The organism is Brevibacillus sp. HD3.3A, from assembly GCF_013284375.2.
Classification (GTDB): domain Bacteria; phylum Bacillota; class Bacilli; order Brevibacillales; family Brevibacillaceae; genus Brevibacillus; species Brevibacillus parabrevis.
In genome coordinates this window covers 511,031-525,902 of the sequence record NZ_CP085874.1, presented here as the reverse complement: position 1 = coordinate 525,902, position 14,872 = coordinate 511,031, and the positions used below count along the sequence as shown (strand labels likewise).

The following is a 14,872-nucleotide window of genomic DNA, read 5'->3' as shown; positions in this document are numbered from 1 at the left end:
GGGGCAACCTCTCCTTTGTATCACGTTTCCATTTACGTATTATTATAACCTGATCGAGCCCTCGCGAGAACGCAGAAGTGCTTTCGTTCTACACTTCCATCAAAATGGTGAGGATCATCGGATTGCGTCCGGTCTTTTCATAAATAAACGGCTTGATTACTTCATTGATCTGGGATTTCAGCTCAGACCATTCCTTGATCTTCTTGTCGAGCGCTTCCTGGAGGCGCTGGCGAACCAGAAGCGTCGCTTCCTGAATGAGCGACTCAGAACCGCGCACATAGACAAAACCGCGGCTGACGATGTCTGGTCCCGTGAGAATCTTGAAGTTTTTCATATCGAGGCTGACGACGACGACCATCAGGCCATCTTCCGCCAAATGCTTGCGGTCGCGCAGAACGATGTTGCCTACGTCTCCGATGCCGCTGCCGTCGATCAGCACGATTCCGGCGTGCACCTTGCTGAGCCATGCCTTTTCACGGTTGCAGTTCAGCACTTCCCCGTTGTCCATGAGGAAAATGTTGCTCTCGTCAATTCCTACTTGCTGCGCCAGCTTGGAGTGCGTCTTCAGCATCCGGTATTCACCGTGAATCGGAATGAAGTATTTCGGACGAATGAAGTTGAGCATGAGTTTCAGTTCTTCGCTGCTTCCGTGTCCAGACGCGTGAATGTCAAACACGTGACTGAGCACGACGTTTGCGCCTGCCCGGTACAGCTTGTCTATCGTCCGGCTGACATTGATCGTGTTGCCCGGAATCGGCGAAGCAGAGATGATCACCGTGTCTTCCGGATAGATCGACACAGTGCGGTGCGATCCGGAAGCAATCCGGGTCAGCGCCGCCATCGGCTCGCCTTGACTTCCCGTGCAAATAATCAGCACCTGATTGTCTGCGTAGTTGTCAATGTGCTTGATATCAATCAGCATACCCTCAGGCATCTGGATGTAGCCCAGTTCTTGTCCAATCAGGAACACTTTTTCCATGCTGCGGCCGATGACCGCGACTTTGCGGTTGCACTGTTCAGCGGCATCTACCACTTGTTGCAGACGATGCACGTTGGACGCGAATGTAGCCAGGATGATGCGACCGCGCGCTTTGCGCACCACATCGAGAATCCCCTCGCCAACTGTGCGCTCTGACATGGTGAAGCCGTAGCGCTCACTGTTTGTACTATCGGAAAGCAAAGCCAAAACGTCGCCACTCGCGCCGAGTTTGGCAATTTTGCCGTACTCTGTGGTCTGTCCGACTGGAGTCATATCAAATTTGAAGTCGCCTGTATGGATAACCATGCCTTCAGGCGTGTGGAGCACAACCCCGAGCGAATCCGGGATGCTGTGATTCGTACGGAAGAAAGTCGCTTTCAGTCGATTGAACGGAATTTCCGTATCTTCCGAGATCGGAATCATCTTCACGTCATTTTGCATGCGATGCTCTTCCAGCTTCGCCTTGACCAAGCCCAGGGTCAGACGACCACCGTAGATCGGCACGTTAATTTGTTTGAAAATATAAGGAATCGCTCCGATGTGATCCTCATGTCCGTGCGTTAACAAAAGTGCTTTAATCTTGTGCTGGTTGTCCACCAAATAGGAAATATCGGGGATGACCAAATCGATACCGAACATTTCATTTTCGGGGAACTTCACCCCGCAGTCAATGATGATAATTTCATCCTCATACTCGACGCAATACATATTTTTTCCGATCTCGCCGAGGCCGCCCATTGCGAAAATCTTAACGTCGCTCAAACTCTTTCCTCCTAACTTCATCGTGCATGATTTTGGGAACCCGAACCAAGCATGCCATTCTTATTGTAACACAACGCGAGGCGTTCGTTTCATCCTGTCTTGTTAATTCCACACATTCATCTTCGGTCAATATTAGAAAACTGATACGCGGTATCTCCAACTCGAGCAAAAGCTGGGCATCAAGCGACTGCTCCGGCCGCAAGCCCCCTTTTGCACGTGTAAGGATTTTCTACGAATGACCGCTTTAAAAAGACTTCAGACTACATGGCAAGCCCGTTTTCCAACACGAAAAAGGAGAGCCTCCGCCATGCACTCTTCCATGAACATGTTCCTCACGCGCAGCTTTCTCGCTACACTGGCCGCAAGTTTGCTGCTGTTCTTTTTCCAGTATGCCCCAGCAAATGCCCAGCCGCCATATGCCAAATGGGGCAGATTGGCGATGCAGGAAACGATGCAAAAATATCCGCACGCGCAAATCGTAGACTATTTGCATGTCGGGCGCATAGCAAAAACGCCCACCACGTCAGAGGAGACGTTCAAGCTCTTGCTCCAGCAGAGCAATCGCAGGTGGGCGCTTCTTGTGCATATTGAATTTGAAAACCAAACGGAACGAGTCGTGAACATCACGTACGAAGAAACCGTCTGAGTCTAGTCAGCGAGCTGTTCCATTTCTTTCATCATTTGCTCCATGTCCATGTCCGCCGCCATGCCGTAAGCACGGCGCATGTTGCCGTCACCGTCGACGAGGAACATGCGTGCGGTGTGGGCAAAAGAACCGTCAGGCTGCTTCAGTACCGCGATCCCGAAGTCTTTCGTTACTTTTTCCACCGCCTGGGCATCTCCGCGCAAAAACTTCCAGCCGCTTTGATCAGCCTTGAACTTCGCTGCATACTGCTGCAAAACCTCAGCCGTATCAAAGTCGGGGTCGAAGGTGATCGAGACAAACTCAACCTTGTCGCCGAACAGCTTTTTCTCCTTCAACTGATCCTGAAGCTTGGACATGTTGTACGTCGTTGCCGGGCAAATATCAGGGCAATTGGTAAACATGAACTCGACAAGGCGCACCTTGCCTTTGCCTTGCGAGAACGTATAGGAAGTTCCGTCACTGTTGTCCAACGAAAAGTCCGCGATCGGCTTCATCACCGGAATCGGATCTTTTGCCAAGTATTTGTAGCCGAACACACCTACAATCGCAAGGATAATCAAGCCTGCCAGCACCGTAAACCAATGGCGCTGCAACGCTGACCCTTGTTGCTGTGCTCCTTCACTCACGATTTCCTGCCTCCCCTGCACATCTCATGCGCCATCCCGCTTTGCTTGCAGCGGCGAGCAGCGCACATTTTCTCTGTCTTTCTAGACTTCTTTTTCCCCAGGCCATGCCAGCATTCCGCCTACCATATTGGCAGCGTCAAAGCCAAGCTCACACAAATATTCAGTTGCCCGGTGGCTGCGTGCGCCGCTTCGGCACACCATGATGACCGGAATGTCTTTGTCCAGCTCGTCGGTGCGATGCGGCAAAAAGCCGAGCGGAATCAGCTTGGCCTCTTTGATATGGCCTTCGTTCCACTCCTCCACCTCGCGTACATCAATCACCTGAAGCTGTTCTTTTGCCGCGAGCTTTTCCAGCAGCTCTTGTGGTGTAATTTCCTTCACGCCATGGCTCATCGCGTTTTTTCCTCCTATATGTACAATCGTTTAGTCGTTTTCTGCCATTTCCATCATATCATAGGCCCCAGGCGTTTTCTAACGGCGGGAGCTGCGAAAGCGCCGAGATATAGGGGCAATTTTGTGACAGCAAGGCTCGGTTGCTTGCAAGTTCAGATAATTTACAAAAATGACCATAAAAATATAAAATTACAAGTAAAAAAACATGTCTGCCAGTTCATGAAAAAAGAACGCTGATAATTGATGAAGCTTAGGGGACTGACCCCGTAATGTGAGACAAATCAAAACACCTTCAAGAGAACCTGACCATGTCGTAAGATATGGGGACAACCTTGGAGGTGTTTTTGCGTTGGCAACTAGAGTTAGTTATCCCGTAGAAATTAAAATGAAAGCAATTGAAATGCGTCTTGCAGGTGTCACCAAAAAGCAGATCATGCAGGAACTAAATATTAAAAATAAGACCCAAATTCAACAGTGGATGCGCTGGTATCAGAGCGGAGACATTCATCGTCTTCAACAGCCTGTAGGAAAGCAATATAGTTATGGAAAAGGGCCGATGTACGATTCTGAACTGGAACAAGTCAAAGCAGAGAATCGTTTTCTTAAACAACAACTGGACGTTCTAAAAAAGTTAGAGGAGTGGGAAAGGAGGTGTCACCAGAAGTAATCGTTCCTTGGATGGAGTCCATTCGTGGGCAAGTAAGCGTGAGCCAAGCTTGCGCGTGGCTTGGTATCCCTCGTTCTACCTACTACCGTTGGAAAGCTGCATACGCGAAAAGAAACGAGGATTTAGTTGTGGAAAAGATTCGGCAACTCTGTATTCAACATAAGTTCCGTTATGGGTACAGAAAGATTACAGCACTGATGCGAGCTGAGATGTCAATTAATCATAAACGAATACAACGTATCATGCAGCGTGAACAACTACAATGCCGAGTGAGGATGAAGAAACGAAAGACAACAGGACAACCTTCTTATGTAGCAGATCATCTCCTGCTGCGACAATTTCAAGCAAGTACCCCCATGCAGAAATTAGTGACCGACATTACTTATTTACCTTACGGAAGTAAACTTTTATATTTATCGAGCATCATGGACTTGTACAACGGTGAGATTGTGGCATACAGTATTTCTGACAAACAAGACACATCGCTTGTCCTCGATACGCTATATCAACTGCCAGACCAACCTGGAATGATGCTACATAGCGATCAGGGCAGCGTGTATACGTCTCAGGCGTATCAAGCAGCAGTTAAGGGAAAAGGCATTACCATGAGCATGTCCCGTAAGGGTACGCCCGCTGATAATGCCCCCATCGAGTCGTTTCATTCCACACTAAAGTCTGAAACGTTCTATCTCGATAATTTTATCTGTACGACGACGGCCATCGTTGTGCAGATTATCCAAAGCTACATTCATTACTATAACTCAATTCGCATTCAAACGAAACTAAACAACCAGTCACCGATTCAATTTCGGCAACTGGCTGCTTAAATAGCTAACGTGTTTTGATCCCTGTCCTACGGACGGGGGTCAGTCCCTAGCGTGAGGGGGAGTTATTTCTATGATGTATGTCCTTGGAATTTTGGCTGTTTGCACTCTGGCTGCGGTCCTCTTGTATGCCAAAAAAGGAAAACAATCTCGTAAGGCAACTCATTTGGTTTCAGATGAAGGAAACCCTCATACAAACCATGTAAACAGAGCTTACCAGACAGGCTCTCTGGATCTTATGGGCAACAGCATGAACGGGTAAATCTTTAAAATCCACAAAATCCACCCCGATAACTTAATCATTTGATATTGACAGCGAAGTACGGTTTTTCATACAATTATGACAACAACTGAAAGCTACATTTTCATCAAGAGCGGTGGAGGGACAGGCCCTATGAAACCCGGCAACCAGCAAGCGAGTCTTGCGCGGTGCTAATTCCTGCAGAATCCATAGATTCTGAGAGATGAACGCACACCCGTGCATAGCCGGAGCCTTCTTCTACTCAGGAGAACGCTCCGTTTTTTTATTTCCTTACCCCCATATAAAAAGGAGAGATGATCATGTCTGACCAACAACAATGGAAACCGGAAACGCTCGCCGTACACGGCGGACAGGAGGTAGACCCGGTAACAGGCTCGCGCGCGGTTCCGATCTACCAAACGACTTCCTACGTCTTCCGTGACACGGAGCATGCTGCCAACCTGTTTGCTTTGAAAGAGTTCGGCAACATTTATACGCGCATCATGAATCCGACCCAAGACGCATTTGAAAAGCGCGTCGCTCTGCTCGAAGGCGGCGTAGGTGCGCTGGCAACCTCCTCCGGTCAGGCAGCCATCACCTTCTCGATTTTGAATATTGCGCAAGCGGGCGACGAGATTGTCGCATCCAGCAGCTTGTATGGCGGGACGTACAACCTTTTTGCCCATACGCTGCCACGCCTGGGCATCAAAGTACACTTTGTGGATCAGTCCAATCCGGACAACTTCCGCGCGTTCATCAACGATAATACCAAGGCGCTCTTTTGCGAGACGATCGGCAACCCTCGCATCGACGTGGCCGACTTGCAGGCAATTGCGGACATCGCGCACGAAAACGGCGTGCCGCTGATTGTCGACAATACATTCGCTTCGCCAATCCTGACCCGTCCGTTCGAGCACGGAGCTGACATCGTCGTTCACTCCACGACCAAATTCATCGGCGGACACGGCACGGCGATTGGCGGCATTATCGTAGATTCCGGCAAATTCGACTGGAACAACGGCAAATTCCCTGGTCTGACGACGCCAGACCCAAGCTATCACGGAGTCGTTTATACAGAAGCAGTCGGCCCGCTCGCCTACATCATCAAAGCGCGCGTGCAACTGCAACGCGATATCGGCGCTGCCGTAGCTCCTATCAACTCTTTCCTGTTCCTGCAAGGTCTGGAGACACTCCACCTGCGCATGGAGCGCCACAGCCAAAACGCACTCGCGGTAGCGAAATTCCTCGCCGAGCATCCGGCAGTGGAATGGGTCAGCTACCCAGGTCTTGAAGGCGACGCCAACTACGCACTCGCGCAAAAATATTTGCCAAAAGGCGCTGGCGCCATCCTCACCTTCGGCATCCGCGGCGGCGTGCAAGCAGGCAAAACATTGATCGAATCCGTGAAACTCTTCTCTCATTTGGCAAACGTAGGCGACTCCAAGTCGCTCGTTATCCATCCGGCGAGCACGACACACCAGCAAATGAACGAAGCGGAGCAATTAACGGCAGGAGTAACTCCCGGATTGATCCGTCTGTCTGTCGGAACAGAGGCGATCGAAGACATCATCGGCGATTTGAAGCAAGCTTTGGAAGCAGCTGTTGCCGTGAGCAAGGTATAGGTTTTCCTACAACACCATACCTTTTCATTCAAGCGAAAACGAAAAAACTACTCTCGTCAGGGAAGTGGTTTTTTCGTTTTTTTGTGTCTTTCACTGGATAGTCTCAACTAAATAAGCAGAGAAAAAAGAACAGATGCGAAAATCATTGAACTGTTCATTCGAAATAATTTGAATTAACAGTTCGAATATTTTAGAATTTGATCTATGAAAAAAATGGGAAAAGGGTGATCCGCTTTGAAAATATGGAACATCGGCAGTGCACGCACCACCTACCAGCTCGACTTCGCTTGCTCACCGCTTTTTGAAGCCGCACTCGGAATCGCCGTCGCCACTTACGATCAAATTCACCACACGCTGGAGCATCCGCCTGAGCACTGGAGCAGCATGCTGAGCGCGCTTCCGCAATCCGTCCAGCTTGAGGTTGATTACGCCAAAAGGCACAACACTTGGAAGACGTTGCTGCAACTGCTCCACCACCAGCCTTTTGCCGATCTCGAATCGTTTTTGCGTGTTGTCAGCGAGCTGTCGGCAGAAGAGTTGCGCTACCACGCCCTGCCTTTTTTGGGCCAGGAACGACAGCAAGCACGCGAAAATGCCGCGCAGGGCAGCGCAGCAGACGCCGAGCTTTTGCAGGCAGCATGCCGGGACCACCTCTTTTTTGCAGCGTATATTGCCCATATCACCTCTGTCGACACAAATGAACTGCGCCAGCATCTGCTCACCTTGATGGAAGGCTGGTATCAGACACACATCAAGCCGCAAGAAGCCAGCATCCGGCGTATGCTGGAAAAGGATACGTCGCAAAAGCGCGCGATGCAGGACAAGCTCGATCCGGAAGCACTGGTGGAGTGGGCAACCGGAGCAAGCTATCCCCCTGAGCCTGCGGTCACTCGTGTGCTGCTAATCCCCCAAGCGATTTATCGGCCCTGGACGGTGCAGGCCGATGACGCGGGCACGAAAATTTTTTACTACCCGGTCGCCGATGAAAACATGAGCGAGCACATCGACCCGTACCAGCCGCCGCAGGCTCTGGTGCAAAGCTTCAAGGCGCTCGGAGACGAGCAGCGGCTCCGCATGGTCAAAATGCTGGCGGAAAAAGAGCTGAGCTTGCAGGAATTGACCGACGTCCTGCAAATGGCAAAATCGACGGTTCATCACCATTTGTCCATGCTTCGTGCCGCGCGTCTGGTAGAAGCTTCCGGCTCCCGGTTTCGCCTGCGCAGCCAGTCCGTATCCCAGCTTTCCCTCCTGCTCGATCAGTTTCTGGAAAGGGGATTTTGATGATTCCGCTCTGGAAAAACCGTTCCTACACCTGTATTTTGCTCGGTCAGCTGATCTCCGAGTTTGGCGCATCGCTTTCGACGCTGGCAAACAGCTGGTTGCTCTACCAAATCACCGGCTCCCAGACCGCTGTCGGACAAATGTGGCTACTCTACTTTTTGCCTTCGCTGCTGGTGCAGCTTGTGGCTGGCCCTTATCTTGACCGCTTTGACAAAAAGCGCGTCATGCTCTTTTCCCAGTGGATGCGCTGTGCGGCTTTCGGCTGTGCTTTTTTGGCGATTTCCTATGCGCCTGACGCTCTTTGGCCGCTCTATCTGACATCGCTGATCAACGGTCTTGTTCAACCGCTGTACGTGCCAGCGAGCCAATCGCTGCTCCCGACTCTTGTCAAACAAGAATCGCTGCTGCAAGCCAACTCTTATCTGGACAGTGCCATGCGCATCGCGATGATTGCAGGCCCGCCGCTGGGCGGGATTCTCGTCGCGAGCATCGGCGGCACACATGTGCTGGGCCTGGTCGCCATCGGGTATGCCGTCAGCGGAGTTTTTCTGCTTTTGTGCGAAAAGACTTCGGTCCCTCCTGCCAAAACAGCAGAATCATGGCTTTTCATGTTCAAGGCAGGGCTGTCCGTCTTTCGGGAAAAACCGGTTCTCTTCTATTTGAGCCTGTACTCCGCACTTGTGCAGTTCGCGGTCGGTGTGACTCTGGTGCTCAATCTGCCGTTTGTGGCGGGCGAGCTGCACGGAACGGCTCTGCATGCGGGATTGTTTTTGGCAGGCTATCCGTTAGGCTACCTCATCGGAACTTTTCTGGTGCCCAAGCTGTTTAATCATCTGGAGCCCTCTTTAGTCATGCTCGTCTCCTTGGTGGCAGGCGGGTTGAGCTTTGTCGCTTTAGGCTTCACTCCGTTCATCGAGCTGGCAATCGCCATCGAGCTGTTGGCGGGTGTTACTGCCCCCTTTTTTCAACTGCACAGCACGCGACTCTATCAACTGCACGTCCCAGCCGGGATGATGGGACGCGTATTCTCAGTGCGTCTGCTGATCGTTCGCACTACAATGCCTATAGGGATCTGGCTGGGAGGAACGCTCAGCGACAGCGTCGGCATTCGCCCGCTCTATTTCGCGATCGGTGCGCTGATCGTGGCCGTTTCCATCGGCGGGATTGCTTTGCAAAAATTTGTAAAATATAGGATATTCCATGTATAATGAAATGCGTGGAAATGACATCACCCCATACCCTATCTACATAAAGGAGAAATCTCATGACTCATCCTGCTCTGGATAGCCTGCTTGCCACCGTAAACCGAGTAATCGTGGGAAAAGAAGATCAGGTCCGCCTGCTGGTAACAGCTCTTTTGGCGCGTGGACATGTGTTGCTGGAGGACTTGCCTGGCATGGGCAAAACTGTACTCGCCAAAACTTTGGCCCAAGCGATCGGCGGAACGTACAACCGCCTTCAGTTTACTGCCGATCTGCTCCCGTCCGATGTAGTAGGTTTGCATGTTTTCAATCAGCGCACGAGCGAGTTTGAACTGCGCAAAGGGCCTGTTTTCGCTGACGTGCTGCTCGCTGATGAAATCAATCGCGCGACCCCGCGGACCCAATCCGGCTTGCTGGAATGCATGGAAGAACGCCAGGTAACGATTGAAGGCGTTACATTGGCACTGCCTTCGACCATGCTGGTAATCGCCACCCAGAACCCGATTGAATCAGAAGGCACTTATCCATTGCCAGAGGCTCAGCTGGACCGCTTCCTGTTCCGGTTGTCGCTTGGCTACGGCACACGCGAAGACGCCAAGGAGATTTTGCGCAGATTTCGCAGCAGCTCTCCTCTGGAGACGATTCAGCCCGTAATAACGGTGGAAAAGATTGCTGCCCTGCAAAAAGAAGTCGCCGCTGTCCACGTCAGCCAGGCGGTAGAAGACTATGTCATCGATTTGACCGAAGCTACCCGCAGCCATCGCTCTGTCGACGTCGGCATCAGCCCGCGCGCCATGCTTGCCCTGCTGCGCTCGGCACAGGCTTACGCTTTTGTATCCGGGCGCACTTACGTTTTGCCGGACGATGTCAAAGCCGTGTTCCCGAGCCTCGCTGCCCATCGAATCCGTCTGTCGATGGAAGCCGAGCTGCATGTGACGGAGCAGGAAGTGGTTATGCAAATCATGTCCAGCGTGCCGGCACCTGTTGAGGAAAGCGTGTAAGCCTGATGGATACGAAGCAAACCTTTCATGTGATCGGCTTTCTCCTCCTGCTTTTCGGACTTTTTTCGGGCAGCTGGTTTCTCTGGCTGCTTGGCGGATTTTTCTTTTTCATGCCTGCTGCCCAAGAGTGGTGGGCAAAATCGATAGTCAAATGGGTCAAGCTGGAGTGGACGAGCGACCAGACCCGCGTCATGCCTGGCACACCCGTGAACATCACCATTCGCCTGCACAACCGCTCCTGGCTTCCCCTGCCAGCTACGTGGCTGCGCTTTTCCTTGCCTGAGCATGTCACGGTGGACGGTGGAAACGAAGTCAAAACAAGCAATCAGCGCACCATCGTGCGACTGCGCTTTGATTTGCCCATCCGCCAGAGCGCAGCCAGAACGTTGACGCTGACCCCGCACAAGCGCGGTACGGTCTGGCTGACGGAAATTCAGTCAGAGACGATGCCGCTATTCGCAGACGAAGTAACTTTCTTGCCGATGCCGTTGTCTTTCTCCATGCTGGTTTACCCGTTGCCGCTGCCGCTTCCTCCGCTCGTCCTGGAAGAGACGCAGCCAGACGGCAGCAAGCTTTCGCGCCAGCGTCAGCAAGAGGATGTCACTTTTTTGCGCGGGACACGACCTTACATGCCAGGCGATCGGTTCAAGCATATTCATTGGAAAGCGACTGCGAAGACAGGCACGCTTGAAACAAGGCTTTTCGAACATACTGCCCATCCGAACTGGCGGATCATCGGCCACATTTTGCCGTCCTATGAACCGCTTGCGCAACGGCATAACGATGAAGCCAATGAACGCATCATTTCTTGCCTTGCCGCCTTGTCCATGCTTTGCCGCAAAAAGTCCATCGGCTTCGAGCTGTTCCTGACCGTCAAGCAGCGTGGACGCGAGCATTTTCACCTGCCTGCTGGCAGCGGTAAATCCCATCATTTGCACGTCATGACCCAACTGGCGCAATTGAACCATTACGTGACGACGCCTCTGCCCTCCCTGCTCCGGCGACTGGAAGAAAGCCCGGCAAAAGAAGCGGTGATTCTCGTAACCGCGCGTCCCGATGAGCTGCCTGTCGCCACCATGGAACAGCTGCTTCGCCGCGGTCACAAAATCGCCGTGCTGGATGTCTCGCAGGAACAGGTTGTATTCGTACGGCAAGAGCTGGCACAAGCCAGGAAAAGGAGTGTGATGGCGCGGTGACCTTTTCTCTTCTAAGCCGCTGGACGCTCATTTTCTGGCTGGAGGCGCTGCTGATCGGTGGGGCACTGATGCTGTTGGGCTGGATTACGGCAAGTTTTGGTCAGCTGCTCTTCTTTTGCCTGGCCGCCTCCCTGCTGTTGCTCGCCGGAAGCTGGCTGTACCATCACGGTGGTCGGCACTCTCTTCTCCATCTGCTGCTCTATCCAGTCGTACTGGGGGTTGGCGTACTCAGCTATTACTTGTACGGCTCCTGGCTGATTGCGCTCGCTTTGACAGGCATTTTTTATTGGCGCGTGCAAACGGCAGTAGCCAATGGCCTTGGGCATAGCAGTATGCAACGCCGTTTCGTGCTGGCATTTATGGTCTGCCTGATTCAACTCGTCGTGGCCGCCTTGTACGGAACGATGGTTCATCCGGAAACGTTTACGCCTGCCCCGTACTTCGGCATGCTGGCCCTGGTTACGGGCAGCTACGTGTTGATTTCTCTCGCCGTTTTCCTGCTGCGGGAAGAGTCTCTGCCTGTCCGTCTGCCCGGCTCTTTGGGCGCTAAACTGGCTGCGCAGGTTGTCGGGACGCGGCTGGTGTTGACGGTTGGCTATATAGCGGCTGCCTCTGTCGTGCTCGGCCTTGTGGGATTTGTCTGGTCGTGGGTAAAAGGGCCGCTTGGCGCAGGGCTTTACATGCTCATCGAACCAGTCCTGCTCAAGCTTGCGGATTGGATCGGCGGCTTGTCGCAAGTGCTGAACAAAGACCAGCGTGTCCATAACGCCCTGGATGGTCAAGGTCAAAGCGAAAATCTCCCACTGGACCCGGTTCAGCAAGGTGAACCACTGTTTTCCGTGTTGGAGCCGTATTTGATTGCGCTCGTCATTCTCGCATCGCTCATTCTTTTGGGCTGGTACATGTGGAAGCGCCGCCGTCGCGCCGAACCCACAGCGGCACCCGCAGACAATACGGATTACGCGACAAATTTGTCTGCGCTTCCGCCGACTGTTGACGGTGACGCGGCAGCATGGGATGTCTCCCAATGGTTTAAAAAGCCGATTGGCCCGGAAGACGATCCCACTCGTTACGCCTACTATCAGTTTTTGCAGGCAATGGCGAAGCGCGGGGCCACCGTCCAGCCATATGAGACAACGCAGGAATTTTTCAAGCGATTGCAGTATCACCCGGTTATGACGGCACCAGCGCTGGAGCTGGCCGCCAAAATCACTGGTTTCTACGAACAGTATCGCTATCAGGAGCATTCGCTGTCGCCTGAGGAGCTTGCGGACATGCAGCAAGCTGTCCAGGCGCTGGCTGCCCACGCGGAAAATGACAGCCAGAGCCAGAACCCGAATCAGAGTCAGGCGCAAAACCAGTGACCAAACCAAAGAGCAACCACCCGCCATCGGCGTTCGTGGTTGCTTCTTTTTTTCTCTTGACATCCTCCCCTCTCTCCTCCATAATTTCCTCACTTTTGCCCGCTTCCAAATTGGATTCACCAAATAGTTAATCAAACGAAAAGGAGGGGGAACCATGCAAGATTTGCCGCTCTGGCTGCGCAAACACTTGTCGATTGCCTACGTGCCCGGCTTTGAGTTTTTTCTCAGATTGCACGTCCTGGCAAGACCCGATCACCACACGTCCCGGTTGGGCTGGGCACAGGAAACACTCCAGGCGCTTCCGGCATCGCTCGTCAAGCAACTGCATCAGTTCAGCAGCATGTCCAACCAGTTTCTTGACGCCATGGACTTTCTTGTACCGTGGGAAGAAGGCTATGAGCATTCCGTAGAGGCCAGTCTGGAGCGGGTGCAGGCGCTGGACGCGGCACAGTTTGTCCAATTGATGATGGGGCCTGTCTATCATCCCCGGCAAATACATAAGTGGCTGCAAGGCTACACGGATGACGCATTCGAACAGCTTAAACCGGAGCATCGGGACTTGCTGCGGCATCCGTTGTCCGCCAAGCGCAGCTTTCTGGAATTTTGCTACGCCTATCTGCCGTTTTTTCGCGCAGAAGAAAGGCGCATTGAGCCGTGGCTGGTGCGCGCCGTTCATGAAGGCCAGGAGCAGATTGCCACAGATCCGGTCGGGTTTTTGTCGCAGGTGCATCCCCGGCTGAAAGTACATGAGAAATTTTTGCAATTTCACAAGGCACAAACGTATACATTCGCCTATTCCGAGCTGGCCCGCATCCATTTGCGCGTCTCCACGTTTGTCTCGCCGCATTTGCTGCTTGGCATATACGGGGAGCACATCTCGGTAGGTTATTGCGTCGATGTGCCGGGGAGCGCGGCCACCTCAGCGATTCCGGCAGATTTTACGCTGAAAATGAAAGTGTTCAGCGATCCGACGCGGACGGCTATTCTCAAGTCGCTGCTCGCTCACCCTTATTGCACGCAGCAGCTCGCCGACCTGCACGGCGTCAGCGAACCGGCGATCAACAAGCATCTGAAGCTTTTGGTAGACGCTGGCTTCGTCTGGAGCGAGCGGCGCGGTCGATACGTGTTTTACCGCGGGATTACCTCCCGCCTGGAGCAGTTGGCTGTCGATCTGCACGAGTTCATCGACATGCCGACACCCGCACTGCCCATCTCTCCCCCGCAAAACGAAAGGAGGAATTGACTTGTTTCGAGTCGCCAAAGCAACCTTTGTCCGCAACACGCTTGTCATGCTCCGGGCTTATCCGTGGTCGTTTGTCATCGGTCATATTTTGGCTGGCGTGTACACGGTGCTGTTCGCCTACTTTGCCTATCATTATGTATTTGCCGGGCAGCTGGACAGCCGCTTCCAGCACTTGGCTGGCACAGCCGATTATTTGTCCTATGCGATTTTGGGCGGCGCTTTTTACGCTTTTGCCGTCTCCACCTTGATGAACGTAAGCCGTTCGCTCATTACCGAGCTGCGGGAAGGCACGCTGGAAGCGGTGCTGCTCACCCCGTCTTTGCGCCGAGGGTACTTTTTGGGCAATGTCGCCCAGCAAGTCATGCGCACGGTGTTTGAATTTTCCATCATCGTGCTGATCGGAGCGCTGTTCGGGCTGAATCTCGTTCATACACACCTGTGGAGCGCGATTGCCGTCTGGATTTTGTCTACAGGTGCGTTTTTCTGCCAGGCTCTCGTGCTCGGCTCGCTGATGCTGCGTTTTCGTGATACATACATCACGCAAAACACGCTGTTTGTCATCATGGCGTTCGTCTCTGGCGTCACGTTTCCCACTCCGTACTTGCCGGAATGGCTGCAGCCGCTCGGGGCGATCATGCCGCTGTCGCCTGCGCTGGACGCTTTTCGCCAATGCGTGATTCAGGGCAAGCCGCTGGTCGCTGTTGCTCCCCAACTGCTCCATATGGCCGTTTTGTCGCTTGCGTACCTCGTCATCGGCATGTGGGGCATGCGGCGAATGGAGAAGCGCGTCGTCGAATCGATATTTGCATAAAAGGAGGTCTTTTC

At 52.8% G+C, this 14,872-nt stretch carries 13 protein-coding genes and 1 riboswitch; of the genes, 10 read left to right on the top strand and 3 right to left on the bottom strand.

What is annotated here, in order from left to right:
- Positions 1-88: 88 nt before the first annotated feature.
- Positions 89-1,762, bottom strand: coding sequence for a ribonuclease J1 (rnjA, locus tag HP435_RS02815; protein ID WP_167470390.1), 1,674 nt, complete (start codon positions 1,760-1,762; stop codon positions 89-91).
- Between the two features lie 286 nt (positions 1,763-2,048).
- On the opposite strand from rnjA, the gene HP435_RS02810 reads away from it, so the two are divergent.
- Positions 2,049-2,387 (top strand): YqzG/YhdC family protein, encoded by a 339-nt coding sequence (locus HP435_RS02810; RefSeq protein ID WP_173597989.1) that lies wholly within the window; start codon positions 2,049-2,051, stop codon positions 2,385-2,387.
- 2 nt (positions 2,388-2,389) lie between these two features.
- Here the strand turns inward: HP435_RS02810 and HP435_RS02805 are convergent, their stop codons facing one another.
- Both HP435_RS02805 and HP435_RS02800 read right to left on the bottom strand, forming a co-directional pair.
- Positions 2,390-3,013, bottom strand: coding sequence for an SCO family protein (locus HP435_RS02805; protein ID WP_063229424.1), 624 nt, complete (start codon positions 3,011-3,013; stop codon positions 2,390-2,392).
- An 81-nt stretch (positions 3,014-3,094) separates the two neighbouring features.
- On the bottom strand, positions 3,095-3,406 hold the full coding sequence (locus HP435_RS02800; protein ID WP_063229423.1) for a rhodanese-like domain-containing protein: 312 nt from the start codon (positions 3,404-3,406) through the stop codon (positions 3,095-3,097).
- Between the two features lie 349 nt (positions 3,407-3,755).
- On the opposite strand from HP435_RS02800, the gene HP435_RS02795 reads away from it, so the two are divergent.
- From HP435_RS02795 to HP435_RS02755, 9 genes are all read left to right on the top strand, one after another.
- Positions 3,756-4,900, top strand: a protein-coding gene (locus HP435_RS02795; RefSeq protein WP_122966905.1) for an IS3 family transposase whose coding sequence is annotated in 2 segments (ribosomal slippage) — positions 3,756-4,029 and positions 4,029-4,900 — 1,146 coding nt in all. Because the reading frame shifts where the segments join, the coding sequence is not laid out codon by codon here.
- Positions 4,901-5,259: 359 nt separating this feature from the next.
- Positions 5,260-5,368, top strand: a riboswitch (SAM riboswitch).
- A gap of 90 nt (positions 5,369-5,458) precedes the next feature.
- Positions 5,459-6,760: a homocysteine synthase gene (locus tag HP435_RS02790; protein WP_173597988.1), complete on the top strand. Its 1,302-nt coding sequence runs from the start codon at positions 5,459-5,461 to the stop codon at positions 6,758-6,760.
- A gap of 234 nt (positions 6,761-6,994) precedes the next feature.
- The gene (locus HP435_RS02785; protein ID WP_173599915.1) at positions 6,995-8,041 is read left to right on the top strand and encodes an ArsR/SmtB family transcription factor; all 1,047 of its coding nucleotides are present in this window, start codon (positions 6,995-6,997) and stop codon (positions 8,039-8,041) included.
- On the top strand, positions 8,041-9,249 hold the full coding sequence (locus HP435_RS02780; RefSeq protein WP_173599916.1) for an MFS transporter: 1,209 nt from the start codon (positions 8,041-8,043) through the stop codon (positions 9,247-9,249). The genes HP435_RS02785 and HP435_RS02780 overlap by 1 nt, the downstream gene beginning before the upstream one ends.
- A 56-nt stretch (positions 9,250-9,305) precedes the next feature.
- On the top strand, positions 9,306-10,244 hold the full coding sequence (locus tag HP435_RS02775) for an AAA family ATPase (RefSeq protein WP_122966612.1): 939 nt from the start codon (positions 9,306-9,308) through the stop codon (positions 10,242-10,244).
- Positions 10,245-10,249: 5 nt separating this feature from the next.
- A complete protein-coding gene (locus HP435_RS02770; RefSeq protein ID WP_173599917.1) occupies positions 10,250-11,440 on the top strand; it encodes a DUF58 domain-containing protein in 1,191 nt (396 codons plus the stop codon).
- The gene (locus HP435_RS02765) at positions 11,437-12,804 is read left to right on the top strand and encodes a DUF4129 domain-containing protein (protein WP_173599918.1); all 1,368 of its coding nucleotides are present in this window, start codon (positions 11,437-11,439) and stop codon (positions 12,802-12,804) included. The genes HP435_RS02770 and HP435_RS02765 overlap by 4 nt, the downstream gene beginning before the upstream one ends.
- A gap of 154 nt (positions 12,805-12,958) precedes the next feature.
- Positions 12,959-14,047 (top strand): ArsR/SmtB family transcription factor, encoded by a 1,089-nt coding sequence (locus tag HP435_RS02760; RefSeq protein WP_173599919.1) that lies wholly within the window; start codon positions 12,959-12,961, stop codon positions 14,045-14,047.
- Position 14,048: 1 nt separating this feature from the next.
- The gene (locus HP435_RS02755; RefSeq protein ID WP_122966616.1) at positions 14,049-14,858 is read left to right on the top strand and encodes an ABC transporter permease; all 810 of its coding nucleotides are present in this window, start codon (positions 14,049-14,051) and stop codon (positions 14,856-14,858) included.
- Positions 14,859-14,872 lie beyond the last annotated feature (14 nt).

Excerpts from the sequence above, each read along its gene's own strand:
- rnjA (WP_167470390.1), bottom strand. The coding sequence starts at position 1,762 with ATGAAGTTAGGAGGAAAGAGTTTGAGCGACGTTAAGATTTTCGCAATG.
- HP435_RS02800 (WP_063229423.1), bottom strand. The coding sequence starts at position 3,406 with ATGAGCCATGGCGTGAAGGAAATTACACCACAAGAGCTGCTGGAAAAG.
- HP435_RS02790 (WP_173597988.1), top strand. The coding sequence starts at position 5,459 with ATGTCTGACCAACAACAATGGAAACCGGAAACGCTCGCCGTACACGGC.
- HP435_RS02780 (WP_173599916.1), top strand. The coding sequence starts at position 8,041 with ATGATTCCGCTCTGGAAAAACCGTTCCTACACCTGTATTTTGCTCGGT.
- HP435_RS02810 (WP_173597989.1), top strand. The coding sequence starts at position 2,049 with ATGCACTCTTCCATGAACATGTTCCTCACGCGCAGCTTTCTCGCTACA.
- HP435_RS02770 (WP_173599917.1), top strand. The coding sequence starts at position 10,250 with ATGGATACGAAGCAAACCTTTCATGTGATCGGCTTTCTCCTCCTGCTT.
- HP435_RS02760 (WP_173599919.1), top strand. The coding sequence starts at position 12,959 with ATGCAAGATTTGCCGCTCTGGCTGCGCAAACACTTGTCGATTGCCTAC.
- HP435_RS02775 (WP_122966612.1), top strand. The coding sequence starts at position 9,306 with ATGACTCATCCTGCTCTGGATAGCCTGCTTGCCACCGTAAACCGAGTA.